General features: G+C 41.0%; 19 protein-coding genes. All 19 read left to right on the forward strand.

What is annotated here, in order from left to right:
* Positions 1-150 precede the first annotated feature (150 nt).
* The 19 genes from ACQRBH_RS07120 (at position 151) to argR (ending at position 16,309) form a co-directional block, all read left to right on the forward strand.
* On the forward strand, positions 151-2,238 hold the full coding sequence (locus ACQRBH_RS07120; RefSeq protein ID WP_427761268.1) for a polyribonucleotide nucleotidyltransferase: 2,088 nt from the start codon (positions 151-153) through the stop codon (positions 2,236-2,238).
* Between the two features lie 164 nt (positions 2,239-2,402).
* On the forward strand, positions 2,403-3,347 hold the full coding sequence (spoIIIAA, locus tag ACQRBH_RS07125) for a stage III sporulation protein AA (RefSeq protein ID WP_235231556.1): 945 nt from the start codon (positions 2,403-2,405) through the stop codon (positions 3,345-3,347).
* A complete protein-coding gene (locus ACQRBH_RS07130) occupies positions 3,344-3,865 on the forward strand; it encodes a stage III sporulation protein AB (RefSeq protein WP_427761269.1) in 522 nt (173 codons plus the stop codon). Before spoIIIAA ends, ACQRBH_RS07130 begins: the two co-directional genes overlap by 4 nt.
* Positions 3,866-3,876: 11 nt before the next feature.
* The gene (gene spoIIIAC, locus ACQRBH_RS07135; RefSeq protein ID WP_347376296.1) at positions 3,877-4,071 is read left to right on the forward strand and encodes a stage III sporulation protein AC; all 195 of its coding nucleotides are present in this window, start codon (positions 3,877-3,879) and stop codon (positions 4,069-4,071) included.
* Between the two features lie 16 nt (positions 4,072-4,087).
* Positions 4,088-4,474: a SpoIIIAC/SpoIIIAD family protein gene (locus tag ACQRBH_RS07140; protein WP_427742070.1), complete on the forward strand. Its 387-nt coding sequence runs from the start codon at positions 4,088-4,090 to the stop codon at positions 4,472-4,474.
* Entirely contained in the window at positions 4,471-5,631 is a 1,161-nt protein-coding gene (locus ACQRBH_RS07145; RefSeq protein WP_235231528.1) for a stage III sporulation protein AE, read from the forward strand. The genes ACQRBH_RS07140 and ACQRBH_RS07145 overlap by 4 nt, the downstream gene beginning before the upstream one ends.
* 9 nt (positions 5,632-5,640) lie before the next feature.
* Complete coding sequence (locus ACQRBH_RS07150) at positions 5,641-6,018, forward strand: stage III sporulation protein AF (protein WP_347376294.1); 378 nt, start codon at positions 5,641-5,643, stop codon at positions 6,016-6,018.
* Positions 6,008-6,607 (forward strand): stage III sporulation protein AG, encoded by a 600-nt coding sequence (locus tag ACQRBH_RS07155; protein WP_347376293.1) that lies wholly within the window; start codon positions 6,008-6,010, stop codon positions 6,605-6,607. Before ACQRBH_RS07150 ends, ACQRBH_RS07155 begins: the two co-directional genes overlap by 11 nt.
* 30 nt (positions 6,608-6,637) lie before the next feature.
* Entirely contained in the window at positions 6,638-7,273 is a 636-nt protein-coding gene (locus ACQRBH_RS07160) for a SpoIIIAH-like family protein (RefSeq protein WP_347376292.1), read from the forward strand.
* 193 nt (positions 7,274-7,466) lie between these two features.
* On the forward strand, positions 7,467-9,068 hold the full coding sequence (locus tag ACQRBH_RS07165; protein WP_235231524.1) for a peptide chain release factor 3: 1,602 nt from the start codon (positions 7,467-7,469) through the stop codon (positions 9,066-9,068).
* Between the two features lie 120 nt (positions 9,069-9,188).
* Entirely contained in the window at positions 9,189-9,572 is a 384-nt protein-coding gene (locus ACQRBH_RS07170; protein WP_235231523.1) for an Asp23/Gls24 family envelope stress response protein, read from the forward strand.
* Entirely contained in the window at positions 9,573-9,971 is a 399-nt protein-coding gene (gene nusB / locus ACQRBH_RS07175) for a transcription antitermination factor NusB (protein WP_235231522.1), read from the forward strand.
* A 16-nt stretch (positions 9,972-9,987) separates the two neighbouring features.
* Entirely contained in the window at positions 9,988-11,199 is a 1,212-nt protein-coding gene (xseA, locus tag ACQRBH_RS07180; RefSeq protein WP_427742069.1) for an exodeoxyribonuclease VII large subunit, read from the forward strand.
* A complete protein-coding gene (xseB, locus tag ACQRBH_RS07185; protein ID WP_235231520.1) occupies positions 11,192-11,416 on the forward strand; it encodes an exodeoxyribonuclease VII small subunit in 225 nt (74 codons plus the stop codon). The genes xseA and xseB overlap by 8 nt, the downstream gene beginning before the upstream one ends.
* Positions 11,406-12,308: a polyprenyl synthetase family protein gene (locus ACQRBH_RS07190; RefSeq protein ID WP_427742067.1), complete on the forward strand. Its 903-nt coding sequence runs from the start codon at positions 11,406-11,408 to the stop codon at positions 12,306-12,308. Before xseB ends, ACQRBH_RS07190 begins: the two co-directional genes overlap by 11 nt.
* A gap of 14 nt (positions 12,309-12,322) precedes the next feature.
* The gene (dxs, locus tag ACQRBH_RS07195) at positions 12,323-14,185 is read left to right on the forward strand and encodes a 1-deoxy-D-xylulose-5-phosphate synthase (RefSeq protein WP_427742066.1); all 1,863 of its coding nucleotides are present in this window, start codon (positions 12,323-12,325) and stop codon (positions 14,183-14,185) included.
* A gap of 8 nt (positions 14,186-14,193) precedes the next feature.
* Positions 14,194-15,003, forward strand: a complete 810-nt coding sequence (locus ACQRBH_RS07200) for a TlyA family RNA methyltransferase (protein WP_235231517.1) — start codon at positions 14,194-14,196, stop codon at positions 15,001-15,003.
* Between the two features lie 18 nt (positions 15,004-15,021).
* Positions 15,022-15,855: an NAD(+)/NADH kinase gene (locus ACQRBH_RS07205; protein WP_427742064.1), complete on the forward strand. Its 834-nt coding sequence runs from the start codon at positions 15,022-15,024 to the stop codon at positions 15,853-15,855.
* Between the two features lie 4 nt (positions 15,856-15,859).
* Positions 15,860-16,309, forward strand: coding sequence for an arginine repressor (argR, locus tag ACQRBH_RS07210; protein WP_235231515.1), 450 nt, complete (start codon positions 15,860-15,862; stop codon positions 16,307-16,309).
* The last annotated feature ends 6 nt before the right edge of the window (positions 16,310-16,315 follow it).

A 16,315-nucleotide genomic window follows, 5' to 3' on the forward strand; every position in this document is an offset into this window, starting at 1 on the left:
CTATATGATATAATATTTAAGATTGCGAACAGGAATATCTAGACCGAGACCACTGAAAAGTACATTTGCCTGATAAATGTGTTTTTCAGTAGTTTCGGCAGCTCCTGTTTTGCAAGAAATGCATATCTAAGAATGATAAAGGAGAATCATATGTATAAGAAGTTTGAAATGGAATTAGCTGGAAGAACTCTGCGCGTTGATGTTGACAGAGTTGCAAAGCAAGCCAATGGTGCAGTCTTAATGCATTATGGAGATACTACCGTATTATGTACGGCAACAGCATCTGAAAAACCAAGAGAAGGAATTGACTTCTTCCCTTTAAGTGTTGAATATAATGAAAGATTATATTCTGTTGGAAAGATTCCGGGAGGATTCAATAAGAGAGAGGGAAAAGCATCTGAGAATGCCATCCTCACCTGTCGTGTAATTGACCGTCCGATGAGACCGTTATTCCCGAAGGATTACCGCAATGATGTTACTTTAGAAAACCTTGTATTATCTGTAGATCAGGATTGCTCTCCAGAATTAACAGCAATGTTGGGAGCTGCTATTGCAACATGCATCTCAGACATCCCGTTTGACGGACCGATCTCTACGACTCAGGTAGGTCTGGTTAATGGAGAATTTGTATTTAATCCGACAGCAGAGCAGAAAGAAGTATCTGATCTTGCGTTAACAGTTGCTTCTACAAAAGAAAAGGTTATCATGATTGAAGCCGGAGCAAATGAAGTTCCGGAACAGCAGATGATCGAGGCGATTTTTGCTGCACATGAAGTGAATCAGAAAGTTATTGCTTTTATTGAAACAATCGTAGAAGAGTGCGGTAAGCCAAAACATGAATACGAAAGCTGTGCAGTACCGGAAGAATTATTTGTTGCAATCAAAGAAATCGTTCCGCCTGAGGCGATGGAAGAAGCTGTATTTACTGATGAGAAGCAGGTAAGAGAAGAAAATATCCGACAGATTACAGAAAAATTAGAGGAAGCATTTGCAGACAATGAAGAATGGCTGGCTGTGCTGGGTGAAGCGGTATATCAGTATCAGAAAAAGACGGTTCGTAAGATGATCTTGAAAGATCACAAGCGTCCGGATGGAAGAGCAATCGATCAGATCAGACCACTTGCTGCAGAGATCGACCTGATTCCGAGAGTTCATGGTTCTGCAATGTTTACACGTGGACAGACTCAGATCTGTACAGTTACAACACTTGCGCCACTTGCAGAAGCGCAGAGACTGGATGGACTGGATGAATCCGAGACTTCTAAGAGATATATGCACCACTATAATTTCCCGTCTTACTCTGTTGGTGAGACAAGACCGTCCAGAGGACCTGGTCGTCGTGAGATCGGACATGGTGCATTGGCTGAGAGAGCATTGGTACCGGTACTTCCAAGCGAAGCAGAATTCCCATATGCGATTCGTACCGTATCTGAGACATTTGAATCTAATGGTTCAACTTCTCAGGCAAGTATCTGTGCATCTTCTATGTCACTGATGGCTGCAGGTGTGCCAATCAAATCCGCAGTTGCAGGTATCTCTGCAGGATTGGTAACAGGAGAGACGGATGACGATTATCTGGTGTTGACAGATATTCAGGGGCTGGAAGACTTCTTCGGCGATATGGACTTTAAAGTAGCCGGTACACACAAAGGTATTACCGCAATCCAGATGGATATCAAGATCCACGGCTTGACAAGACCAATTATTGAAGAAGCTATTGCTGCAACAAAGAAGGCAAGAACCTATATTCTGGATGAAGTAATGTCAAAGACAATCGCCGAGCCAAGACCAGAAGTAGGCCCATACGCACCGAAGATCATCCAGATGCAGATCGATCCACAGAAGATTGGTGATGTTGTAGGTCAGCGCGGTAAGACAATCAATGCGATTATTGAACAGACAGGCGTAAAGATTGACATTACCGATGACGGAGCAGTATCCATCTGCGGAACAGACGCAGATAATATGCAAAAAGCCCAGAGACTGATTCACATTATTGTAACAGACTTTGAGGCCGGACAGGTATTAGAAGGAAAAGTAGTCAGCATCAAAGAATTTGGCGCATTCCTGGAATTTGCACCAGGAAAAGAAGGAATGGTGCACATTTCAAAGATTTCCAAAGAAAGAATCAACCATGTAGAAGACGTATTGACATTAGGCGATGTAGTCAAAGTTGTATGCCTTGGAAAAGATAAGATGGGCAGAATGTCATTTAGTATGAAAGACGTAGCTGAATAAAAAAGTGTTAAATGGGGACGTAGTATTTTTGCAAAATACTACGTCCCCATTTGCAATATGCGGTGTACCCAAATGAAAAGATTTAGACGAAAAGTCTATGTCTTTTTTTATTTTGGCATAAATGTTGGATTGGAACATATATTGAGTTAAAGAGGTGGACAATGATGCAAGAGAATCGAATATTAAGTGTTTTACCCCGCAGCATTCGGGTGTTGATCGGTAAAGAACATCTGCAATATGAGTATTTGCAGGAGATTAAACTGCGTGTGGAGAAGCCGCTGCTTCTGGTTTACCGCGGAGAGGAGATAATACCTGGCAATCAGCGGGGCAAGCCTTATATCGTTACCAGGGAAGACATCAGAGAAATGCTGGAATATATCAGTAATTATTCTTTATATGCATATGAGCAGGAAATGAAGCAAGGATATATTACGATTGAAGGAGGACATAGAGTTGGAATGACAGGACAGGCAATCATTGAAAATGGAAAAGTAAAGAATTTAAGATATATTTCGTCAATTAATCTGAGAATGTCTCATGAGATTCTTGGATGTGCGGATCCGATATTTCCGTTTATAACGTATAACAAAAAATTGTACCATACATTGATCGTATCACCGCCGCGGTGTGGAAAAACAACTCTGCTAAGGGATATGATCCGACAAATTTCCAATGGAAATGGATGGATAAACGGAATGTCAGTTGGAGTAGTAGATGAGCGCTCGGAACTCGGCGGATGTTATATGGGAGTAGCACAGACTCAGCTTGGAATCCGTACGGATGTATTGGACTGCTGCCCGAAAGCAGAGGGTATGATCATGTTGATTCGTTCCATGGGGCCGGAAGTGATTGCGGTGGATGAAATTGGAACGGCAGAGGATGTACATGCTATTGAATATGCCATGCATTGTGGATGTAAGATGCTGGCAACCGTGCATGCAGATTCTATGGAAGAATTACGGAAGAAGCCTTTGTTTGATCAGATGGTGGCTGAAAAACGGTTTGAACGGTATGTATTGCTGGAAAACCGGGAACATGTAGGACAGGTAGAAGGAATCTATGACAGCAGAGGAACTCTTTTGTATCGGGAGACGTTACAAGTGTCATGATGTTGAAAGTTATAGGAAGTCTGATTGTTATAATGACATCTGCCTGTGGAGGAATTGTGGCTGCAGAGCACATTCGGGATCAATATGGACAGATGAGATATCTTCAGAAGTTGATCTACCGGCTCCGTAGTGAGATCTTTTATTCTAGAGCATATCTGGGTGAAGCATTTCAGCAGATTGCAGTATCATCCAAAGAGCCGTACAAGAGTTGGATGAAGCAGCTGGCGGAACAGACAGAAAGAAGAACCGGAGGGGTATTTTCAATCATATGGGAAGAAAACACACGAAAATATCTTGCAGATGCCGGACTTCCGAAAGATGTTCTGGATAGATTATCGGCACTGGGCGGACAATTTGGAATTGCAGATATTGAGATGCAGGTCCGGACGCTGGATCTTTATCTGGAAGAATTGAATCTGTCTATGGAAGAACAACATGAAACGATGAATTCAAGAATCAGATTATATCGTTGTCTGGGTGTCATGAGTGGAATCTTTGTTACGATCCTGCTGATATAAAGGAGGCATAAATGAGTATAAATCTAATTTTTAAGATTGCGGCGGTTGGAATATTGGTATCAGTACTGTGCCAGGTCTTAAAACACAGTGGGAGAGAAGAACAGGCATTTCTGACAAGTCTGGCAGGTCTGATACTGGTGCTGTTTTGGATTGTACCATATATATATGAATTGTTTTCTTCCATCCGGCAGCTGTTTTCGTTATAGGAAAGAAGGGATACATATGAATATGCTGCAGATTGGGATTCTGGGAGTTGCGGGAACACTTCTGGCAATACAATTCAAAAGTGGAAAATCAGAATATGGTATCTATATAAGCGCTGCGTTGAGTCTGATTATTTTTTCCTGCATTCTTGGACAACTGGATATCATCTTGGATGCCGTGAAAACAATTGGAAATTATATTAAGATGGATCAGTCTTATATAGGCACATTAATGAAAATGCTAGGAATTACTTATGTGGCAGAATTCTCTTCCAGCATCTGCAAAGATTCAGGATATCAGACGATTGCCACGCAGATTGAAATATTCGGCAAACTGGCAGTTATGTTATTAAGCATGCCGATTCTTATGGCGCTTCTGGATACGATCAAGGGGTTTTTGTCATGAGAAAAAGGCTGATTATATGGCTTACGATATTTGAAATCATGGCTGTGTGGATTGGGATTGGAGGTCAGGTATCGGCAGCGGAAACAGAGGAAGAACAAAGCAGACTGAAAGAAGAAATGATAGACCAGTTTGATTTTGAGGATATCAACGATGTCCTGAAAGATTTATTTCCAGAAGAAAAGATGGATTTTAAGGAAACATTATTGGGGATTCTTTCTGGGGATCTGACTTTCTCTGCAGAATTGCTGAATCGGTTATTGGAAGACCAGGTCGGATATGCATTTCGAGTCAGCAAAGACAATCTGATTCATATTCTTCTGATCGCTGTGATTGCAGCAGTATTTACGAATTTTTCCAGAGTTTTTCAAAGCCGCCAAATTGCAGAAATCAGTTTTTATGTCTTATATCTTCTGGTGATTGCATTGACATTAAGTTCTTTTGCAGCTGTAGTAGACTGGGTCAGCGGTGGGATTACAAATCTGACTTCGTTTATGGGAGTGTTTTGTCCATTGTATTTTTTGGCAGTTGCAATTGCAAAAGGTAGTGTTACATCCGTTGCTTTTTATAATCTGGTTTTATTTCTGATTTATCTGGTAGAACTTCTGGTGGCTAATTTTTTACTTCCATTGATACATATCTACATGATGGTAAAAGTACTAAATTATCTGTCTGAGGAAGATTATCTCAGTAAGTTTTCGGAGCTTATTGAACTGGGCGTATCTTGGATCTTAAAAACTTTATTAGCGTGTATTATAGGGTTAAATGTAGTTCAGGGGTTGATTAATCCGGCTATTGATACGGTAAAACGAAGTGTCGTTACACGCAGTGCAGAGGCAATTCCTGGAGTTGGAGATGCAATCGGCGGAATCACAGAAGTTGTGCTAGGGACAGCGGTTTTAGTAAAAAATGGTATTGGCATGACTGGAGCAGTAATCTGTATTGCCCTTTGTGTTGTGCCAATGCTTCAGATTATATGTATTATCTTTTTATACAAATTAATGGCAGCTTTGATCCAGCCAATCTCTGATAAACGAATGGTGGGGTGTGTAGAAACAGTCAGTGAAGGATGCCATCTCTTATTAAAAGTCTTATTTACGACAGGAGTTTTGTTCCTTCTTACAATCGTTGTAGTGGCAGCAACAACGGGAAATATCTAAGGTGATGAGATGTTTGAATATCTGTATCAATGGATGGAAAATCTTGCGTTTTATATGGTTATGATTACAGCGGTTATGCATATTATTCCTGATAAGGGATATCAACGATATCTGCGTTTCTTTACGGGGCTGGTCCTGATTATTATGCTGGCTGCGCCGATAGTGAAACTCTTGGGAATGGAGAGCAGTTGGGAGAATCTATACGAGAATGATGAATATTTGACTCAGATTGAAAAAATAGAGAATTCCACAGATTATCTGGAAACAATTAATCCGGAAGAATATCTGAATGAAGTTCAGAAGGAATATCAGGATGATAACGAAAATGAAGAAGGCAGTGAAGAAAATATGGAAATTGATGTGGAGGAGATAAGAATTGGAAGATAAGAAGAAGTGGTTTAAGATTCCAAAGGATTTCTCAATAAAAAATATAAAGAAAGATCAGCTAATGATTATTTTTTTGGTGGGAGTTCTTTTACTTGTCATTGCTCTTCCTACAGAACAAAAGAAAGAACAATCGGATACTTATGAAGAAGAAACGGTTTCAACTGCAGGAAGCGGAATTGATACCGAGCAGGATGTGTATCTTTCGAAACTAGAAAGGCGGCTGGAAAATGTCTTATCACAGATGGAAGGAACTGGCAAAGTCACGGTTATGATTACTTTGGAGTCTTCTGCAGAGAAAGTGGTGGAAAAGGATATAGAGGCGGACAGCGAGACGGTTACGGAGACAGACAGTCAGGGAGGGACACGTACAACGCAGAACAGTACGCATGGAGAAACCACTGTATATAACGGAGACAATACGCAGAGTCAGGAGCCCTATATAAGTAAAGAATTAAGCCCTCAGGTAGAAGGAGTAGTTGTTCTTGCGGAAGGTGGTGATAATGCAGTCGTGAAACAGAATATTACTGAAGCTGTCCAAGCATTATTTGGAATAGACACGCATAAGATTAGGGTAATGAAGAAAAGTTAAAAAATAAGTGGCATGGTAGGAGGATGAACAGTGAAACGAATTTTGAAGAAGAACCAGATTATTATTGCAGCATTGGCTGTTATGATCGCAGCGGCCGGATACTTGAATTATTCCGGCAAAATATTTGGTGAGAAAAATGATGCAGAACAGACAAATGCAGAATTGGCGAATCAGGAACTTTTGGATATTTCGGAGGAAGATCTGGAAAGTTCAGCGGGTGATATCGAAAGTCAGGACAGTGATGCAGGTGACAGCGTAGACGGAACTCCAGGGGAAGCAGTACTTACAAGCGGAGAGGCAAGCGGTGTTGTGGCAGAAGCGAAGGTAACCAGAGAGCAGGTGCGTGCAAAGAACAAAGAATCTTTGATGGAAATCATAGATAATGAGAATCTAAGTGATGAACAGAAACAGGAAGCAGTCAATCAGATGGTAGCAATGACTGAATTGGCAGAAAAAGAAGCAGCGGCAGAGACATTGCTTGCATCCAAAGGGTTTGATGAAGTTGTCGTCAGTTTAACAGCCGATACTGCGGATGTAGTTGTCAATGCCGCAGAATTGAGTGATGCGAATCGGGCCCAGATTGAAGATATTGTTACCAGAAAGACCGGAGTGGCAGCGCAGAATATCGTAATCACGCCTGTATATAATGAAGGAAAATCGGAATAAATCATGAATAGATTAAGGAAATCCATTTCGGGTTTCCTTTTTTATTTTATGCATCCGAAGGAAGCTGACAATGGTGGATTCGGGATTCTTTGATAGATTCCGAAAATTCGTAATTGAGGAATGAAAACAGGTGTGTTATACTGACTAATAGCGTGTAAAAACGGTTATATTATTTATAGGAGTGTTTATATATATGTCACAGATTACGAATGAAGTAAAGGAGCAGATTAAAAAAAGAAGAACATTTGCAATTATTTCCCACCCGGATGCCGGTAAAACAACATTGACAGAAAAGTTCCTGTTGTATGGAGGAGCCATCAATCAGGCCGGAAGTGTCAAGGGAAAAGCCACTGCAAAGCATGCCGTGTCTGACTGGATGGAAATTGAGAAGGAAAGAGGTATCTCTGTTACGTCTTCCGTATTGCAGTTTAATTATGGTGGCTATTGTATTAATATTCTGGATACGCCTGGACATCAGGATTTCTCGGAAGATACTTACCGTACCCTGATGGCGGCTGATTCTGCGGTGATGGTCATTGATGCATCGAAAGGTGTCGAGGCACAGACCAGAAAGCTGTTCAAGGTATGTACTATGCGTCACATTCCAATTTTTACATTTATTAATAAGATGGATCGTGAGGCGTTGGACACATTCGAGCTTTTGGATGATATTGAAAGCGAGCTTGGAATTGCAACCTGCCCGGTAAACTGGCCGATTGGTTCAGGTAAGGAATTTAAAGGGGTTTATGACAGAGCAACGAAGAAAGTAGAACTTTTTTCCGATACCCATAAGGGAACAACACAGGGTGAAGTAAAGAAGATCGCAATCGATGCCCCTGAGATTACAGATTGGGTGACAGAAGAACAAAGGGAGAAGCTTGAAGAAGAGATTGAACTTCAGGATGGTGCCGGTGCAGAATTTGATCAGGAATTAGTCAGTAAAGGCGAATTGTCACCTGTATTCTTTGGATCAGCACTTACAAATTTCGGAGTAGAGACATTTTTACAACATTTCTTAAAAATGACGACTTCACCCCTTCCAAGAATGTCTGATCAGGGGGCGATAGATCCGATGGAAGAATCAGAATTCTCTGCATTTGTATTCAAGATTCAGGCGAATATGAATAAGGCACACAGAGACAGAATTGCATTTATGAGAATCTGTTCCGGTGAATTCGAAGCAGGAATGGATGTATTTCATATACAAGGCGGCAAAAAAGTACGGCTTTCTCAGCCACAGCAGATGATGGCAAGTGAAAGAAAGATGATTGAAAAAGCATATGGTGGAGACATCATCGGTGTATTTGATCCGGGAATCTTTTCCATTGGAGATACTCTGACGACATCCGGTGATAAATTTGCATATGAAGGAATCCCGACCTTTGCGCCAGAACATTTTGCAAGAGTGCGTCAGGTAGATACCATGAAGAGAAAGCAGTTCATCAAAGGTATCAACCAGATCGCTCAGGAAGGTGCAATCCAGATATTCCAGGAATACAATACAGGAATGGAAGAAATTATCGTTGGAGTAGTTGGTGTTCTCCAGTTTGATGTACTGAAATACAGACTTGAGAATGAATATAACGTAGAGATCCGTCTGGATACTCTGCCATATGAACACATTCGCTGGATAGAAAATACAGATATAGATCTCGATAAACTCACTGGAACTTCAGATATGAAGAAAGTAAAAGATCTGAAAGGACGTCCGTTACTCCTGTTCGTCAATGACTGGAGCATCCGTATGACATTGGAAAGAAACAACGGACTAGAATTATCCGAATTTGGCAGATAGGGACACGGTAAATTTAATTTGGGACGGGGGAAAATGAAAAAACCCCCGTCCCCACTTTGCAAATGTGTATAAATTTGATATAATAAAATGAATTGTAAGATGAGACAGGAGGTTTCTAGAATGAGTAAAGAAGAGAAAAGTACGTATACAATAAAAGCTGACGAGAATCTTGGAGAGGTTAAGATCGCAGATGATGTTGTATCTATCATTGCCGGTCTTGCAGCGATGGAAGTGGACGGTGTGTCATCAATGGCCGGGAATGCGACCAGAGAGTTGATTAGCAAGTTGGGAATGAAGTCTCTGTCTAAAGGAGTAAAAGTTGATGTACTGGAAGGAATTGTTACCGTTTCACTGGCGCTGAACCTGAAGTATGGGTATAGTATCAAAGAGACTACAGCTAAGGTGCAGGAGAAGGTAAAAGCGGCAATTGAAAATATGACAGGTCTTGAAGTTGCTGACGTGAATATCCGTGTGGCCGGGGTAGATGTGCCGGAGGAAGTATAAGTGAAGAGAACAGAGTTAAGAGAACATATCTTTAAGGTATTGTTTGGAGTAGAGTTTAATGCAGAGCAGGAAATGCCAGAACAATTACAGCTTTATTTTGAACAATTAGAGGATGCCAGGGAAAAAGATCTGGATTATATTCGAACCAAATCATCTAAAATTGCGGAGAAGATTGCGGAAATTGATTCGTTGATTAATGAGCATACTACCGGATGGAAGACCAGTCGAATGAACAAGGTGGATCTGACGATTCTCAGACTTGCTGTATATGAGATGAAGTGGGATGAAGATGTACCGACAGGCGTAGCAATTGATGAGGCAGTAGAATTAGCGAAAAAGTATAGCAGTGATGAAGGCCCTGCTTTCATAAATGCTGTGCTTGGAAAACTTGCAGAATAATAAGCAGAGGTAGATAATGGCTCGAAATGTATATACTGTAAAACAGGTAAATGCATATATTAAAAATATGTTTACCCAGGATTATATGCTGAACCGTATCTATGTGAAGGGTGAAGTCTCGAACTGTAAGTATCACACATCAGGACATATATATTTTTCATTAAAAGATGAGTCTGGAACGATTGCCTGTGTTATGTTTGCAGGGCAGCGAGGCGGACTCTCTTTTCGTATGAGCGAAGGTCAGCAGGTAGTGGTTCTGGGATCGGTAAATGTCTATGAGCGAAGTGGTTCCTATCAGCTCTATGCCAGAGAAATTCATCTCGATGGAGATGGGCTTCTCTATGAACGTTTTCAGATGTTGAAGAAAGAACTGGAAGAGATGGGTATGTTTGCGCCTGAGTATAAAAAGCCGATCCCGGCCTATGCCAGACGGATTGGTGTAGTAACGGCTTCCACAGGAGCTGCAATCCGGGATATTATGAATATTACTGCGCGTAGGAATCCTTATGTCCAGCTGATACTATATCCTGCCCAGGTACAGGGAGAGGGAGCAAAGGAAAGCATTGTACGAGGAATCCAGATGCTGGAAAAAGCAGATGTTGACGTAATGATTGTGGGCCGTGGCGGTGGTTCGATAGAAGATTTGTGGGCATTTAATGAAGAAGAAGTTGCCAGAGCAATCTTTAACTGTAGTATTCCGATAATCTCTGCGGTTGGTCACGAGACGGATACTACAATTGCAGATTATGTGGCTGATCTTCGGGCACCGACTCCGTCAGCAGCTGCAGAATTAGCGGTCAGTGATGTTCGGCAGACCGAGCAGCGATTACAGGAATATCAATTCAAAATGAATCGACTTCTGACTCAGAGGATACAGATGGAACGCCTTCGTCTGAAAGAACTACAGACAAGGTTAAAATATCTACATCCACGTTACAAATTACAAGAACATCAGCAAAGAATCGTGGAATTAGAAGATCGGCTTCGGGCGTTGATGGATGGGAAGGTCAGAGATGCCAGACACAGGATGGCTATTTACATGGAGATTATGAAAGGATTATCGCCGATTCAAAAGCTGAATCATGGTTTTTCGTATGTAGAAAGTGAATCAGGAACTGTTGTTAAAAGTATTGAGCAAGTGCGTCCGCAGGATCTATTGTCCGTGTATGTGACAGATGGAGTAATACACGCTGTTGTGGAAGAGGTGAAGGAGGAGCAGCATGGCTAATCAGGCAGAATTACAAGAGGGACAGAATCTGGAAGAACTTTTTGGTCAACTGGAAGATACGATCCAGAAGATGGAAAAAGAAGAAATTTCTCTGGAAGATTCTTTTCAGTTATACCATAAAGGTATGGATCTGTTAAAACAGTGTAATGATAAAATAGACAAAGTAGAGAAAAAAATGCTGATATTAGATGAAGAGGGAGAGACTCATGAGTTCTAAAGATGATTTTCAGATACAAATGAAGCAGAAAGTTCAGAATATCGAGGGTATCTTACAGGAATATCTTCCAAAACAGAAGGGATATCAAAGCGTCATAATGGAAGCGATGAGTTATAGTCTTCTGGCTGGTGGAAAGCGTCTGCGGCCAATGCTGATGCAAGAGACATACTCTTTGTTTCAGGGAACTTCCAAAGCGATTCAGCCATTTATGGCAGCAATTGAGATGATACATACTTACTCTCTTGTGCATGATGATCTACCGGCGATGGATAATGATGAGTATAGACGTGGAAGAAAAACAACGCATGTGGTCTATGGAGAAGATATGGGAATCCTGGCGGGGGATGCCTTGCTTAATTATGCATTTGAGACTGCTTTTAAAGCTTTTGTGTCAGATCCAGAAGATGGACTTTTGATTGGAAGAGCATTGACGGTTTTGGGAGAAAAGGCCGGAATATATGGTATGATCGGCGGTCAGGTGATTGATGTAAAAGAGACAGGACATGCCGTGATCAAAGAGGTGTTGGACACAATCTATGAATTGAAGACAGCAGCGTTGATAGAGGCATCAATGATGATTGGTGCAATCTTGGCTGGTGCTACTGAGGAAGAAGTAAAAAAAGTGGAAAAAATTGCTCACTATGTAGGAATTGCTTTTCAGATTCAAGATGATATCCTGGACGTGACTAGTACAGAAGAAGTGCTTGGAAAGCCAATTCACAGTGACGAAAAGAATGAAAAGACGACGTATGTCACATTAATGGGAACAACTGAGGCAGGAAAGGTCGTAGAGGAGCTTTCGGAAAAAGCAATTGGACTTTTGCATCAGTTATCAGGAGAAAATAAATATCTGGAACAGTTGTTGATTCAACTGATTCACAGAGACAAATAGAGGGGAACCTGATTATGTTAGAACGTATACAAAAGGCAAATGATATTAAAGAACTGAATCCAGATGAGTTAGATCAGTTAGCGGAAGAAATCCGACATTTTTTGATTGAAAAGATTAGTAAGACAGGTGGTCATCTTGCGTCTAATCTTGGGGTCGTGGAATTGACAATGGCTATGCATCTGGTCTTTCAGCTTCCAGAAGATAAGATTATCTGGGATGTCGGTCATCAGGCTTATACACATAAGCTTTTAACCGGAAGAAAAGAGGGATTTGATGATCTGCGTAAATATGGAGGAATGAGTGGCTTCCCTAAGCGCAAAGAAAGTGCCTGTGATGCGTTTGATACCGGGCACAGCTCTACATCTATATCGGCGGGGCTGGGTTATGTTCATGCCAGAGATATCAAAGGAGAAAAATATCATGTTATCTCAGTGATCGGAGATGGTTCACTGACTGGAGGAATGGCGTATGAAGCACTGAATAATGCGTCACTTCTAAAGACTAATTTTATAATTGTATTGAATGATAATAAGATGTCGATATCAGAAAATGTAGGAGGAATGTCTAAGTATCTGGCAGGACTTCGAACAGCAGATATCTACACTGGCTTAAAAAAAGGAGTAACCAATGCACTGAATAAGATTCCTGTGGTAGGAGAACATGTAATTGATCAACTCCACCGGACAAAAAGCAGTATAAAGCAGCTAGTCGTTCCTGGTATGTTTTTTGAAGATATGGGAATTACTTATCTGGGGCCGATTCCTGGACATAATCTATCGATGCTGTGTAAAGCATTTCATGACGCACAGAAGATAGAGGGACCTGTACTGCTTCATGTGATTACCGAAAAGGGAAAAGGATATGAACCTGCAGAAAAACAGCCTGATAAGTTCCATGGAATTGGACCATTTCAGATTGAGACTGGAGAGCCAGAAAGTCCCAAAAAGAGAGATAGTTATACGGATGTCTTTGGTAAAGTCCTTTGTGATGAGGCCAGAAACCATCCGGATATTGTCGCGATTACGGCAGCTATGACGGATGGGACTGGTCTAAAACGATTCCGACAGATGTATCCAGAACGTTTTTTTGATGTTGGAATTGCAGAAGAACATGGAGTTACATTTGCAGCAGGTCTGGCAGCCGGAGGAGTGCATCCGGTATTTGCTGTGTATTCTTCCTTCCTTCAGCGAGGATATGATCAGCTGATTCATGATGTAGCACTTCAGAATCTTCCGGTTGTTTTTGCTGTTGACCGTGCAGGATTGGTGGGCAGTGATGGAGAGACGCATCAGGGAATCTTTGACTTGTCTTATTTAAGTAATATTCCTAATATGGTAGTCATGTCGCCGAAACACAAATGGGAGTTAGCGGATATGCTTCGGTTTGCATTGTCTTATGATGGGCCAATTGCGCTTCGGTATCCAAGAGGAAGTGCTTATGATGAATATGAAGAATTTCGAGAACCGATCATGCTTGGAAAGAGTGAGATGATTTATGAAGAATCAGAGATTGCAGTTGTATCTGTTGGTCATATGTTCGAAGACGCGGTAAAAGTACGGGAACAGCTGAAAATGGCAGGATATTCTTGTACGCTTGTGAATGCAAGATTTGTAAAACCGATTGATGAAGAAATGATTCGAAAGCTTGGCAAGAATCATCGTTTGATTGCAACGATTGAGGAAAATGTGCAGACAGGTGGTTATGGCGAACATGTATTGGAGTATGTATCCAGGGAAAATTTAAATGTAAAAGTACTTCCACTGGCACTTCCAGATGACTATATAGAGCATGGAAGTATTGAAGTATTACGGAAAGAAACTGGAATTGATGTTAAGACGATGACCAGAAGAATTCAGGAACTATATGATAAAATGTAGGAGAGAGTATGAAAGAACGTTTAGATGTATTACTTGTAAAAAGAAATCTTGCTCCATCGCGTGAGAAGGCGAAAGCAATCATAATGTCAGGCAATGTGTTTGTGGAGGGTCAACGGGAAGACAAGGCAGGTACGACTTTTGCAGAAGAAGTTCAGATTGAAGTGAGGGGACATACACTTCCGTATGTGAGCAGAGGCGGTTTGAAATTAGAAAAAGCAATTAAGAATTTCGACGTAAGCGTGGCGGGAAAGGTCTGTACAGATGTCGGATCTTCTACTGGCGGGTTTACAGATTGTATGCTGCAGAATGGAGCAGTTAAGGTCTTTGCTATTGATGTTGGACGTGGACAGCTTGATTGGAAGCTTCGACAAGATGATAGAGTTGTATGTATGGAAAAGACAAACATTCGTTATGTGACACCAGAAGATATTGGTGAACCTGTTGATTTCTCATCTATAGATGTGTCGTTCATTTCACTGACTAAAGTCCTGTTGCCAATCCGTAATTATCTTAGAGAGAAAGGACAGATTGTTGCTTTGATTAAACCGCAGTTTGAGGCGGGAAGAGAAAAAGTTGGAAAGAAAGGTGTAGTACGGGAGAAAAGTACACATTTGGAAGTAATAACAACTGTTATTGAGTATGCGTTATCTATTGGTTTTGATGTATTGAATCTGGAGTTTTCGCCAATCAAAGGACCAGAAGGAAATATAGAATATCTGGTTCATTTGGAAAAATGTGAGGGCTCCGGGGAAATAACTGGCAATGTTGACATACAGGACATTGTAGATCAGGCATTTGACACTCTTGCAAAAAATTAAGGGGAAAGAACACAGATTATGGACAGGTTTTTAATTGTTACAAATGACGGAAAAGATAAAGATCACGCTATTACCAATCAGATAATGAATCTGTTGGAATCTGCTGGAAAAGAATGCATTTTATGCAAAAAAGATGAAAATAAAAAGATTATTCGGGATTCCGTGCCAGCTGAAATCGGATGCGCAATCGTGATTGGGGGAGATGGCAGCCTGATTGAAGTGGCTCGTATGCTTTGGAAGCGAGAAGTACCGATTTTGGGAATTAATATGGGAACACTTGGTTATCTCACAGAGGTTGAAGTAACACATATCAATGAAGCTTTTCAGCAAATGTTGAAAGGCGACTATACATTTGAAAAACGAATGATGCTGCAAGGGATCTTTGATGACGGAAGTTGTGATGTCTCCTTAAATGATATTGTGGTATCCCGTAAAGGAGAGCTGCGAGTTATTCATTTTCGATTATATGTGAATGGGGAATTGTTGAATTCTTATGAAGCAGATGGAGTTATATTGTCGACACCGACAGGTTCCACTGCATATAATTTATCGGCTGGAGGGCCAATTGTTGAGCCGACTGCATCATTGATCGTTATTACACCGATTTGTTCTCATGCGTTGAATACAAGCAGTATTGTATTGTCAGCAGAAGATGAGATTGTAATTGAGATTGGTGAAGGCCGTAATGATTCGGAAGAAGAAGTATTTGTTACGTTTGACGGAGCAGATACGGTAGTCCTTAGGACCAAAGACAGAGTCACGGTGAAAAAGTCAGAAGCATCTACAACGATTATGAAGTTAAGTAATATCAGCTTTTTGGAAACATTACGTAGAAAGATGAAAGGAAATTAGCGTCATGAAAGTAAACAGACATGCAAAGATTATTGAACTGATTAATAAAAATTACATTGAAACGCAAGAAGAATTAGCAGAATATCTGAACAAAGAAGGTTTCAAAGTGACGCAGGCAACCGTGTCCCGTGATATCAGAGATCTGAAATTAACGAAAGTGCCGGCTGAAAATGGCAAGCAGCGTTATGCAGTACATCAGAGCGCTGAAAACGGCATGAGTGAAAAATATATTCGTGTATTGAAAGATGGATTCGTGTCTATGGATATGGCACAAAATATACTTGTTATTAAAACGGTGGCTGGAATGGCAATGGCGGTATGTGCAGCAATTGATGCTATGAAATGGAATGAAGTTGTAGGGAGTATTGCCGGAGATGACACGATTATGTGTGCGATCCGAAGTGTTGATGATACTATAAAAGTGATGGATAAGATTAGTAAGATTGTCTTATAGGAGGCA

The sequence above is a fragment of the Bariatricus sp. SGI.161 genome, from assembly GCF_050313695.1.
Taxonomy (GTDB): domain Bacteria; phylum Bacillota; class Clostridia; order Lachnospirales; family Lachnospiraceae; genus JAFBIX01.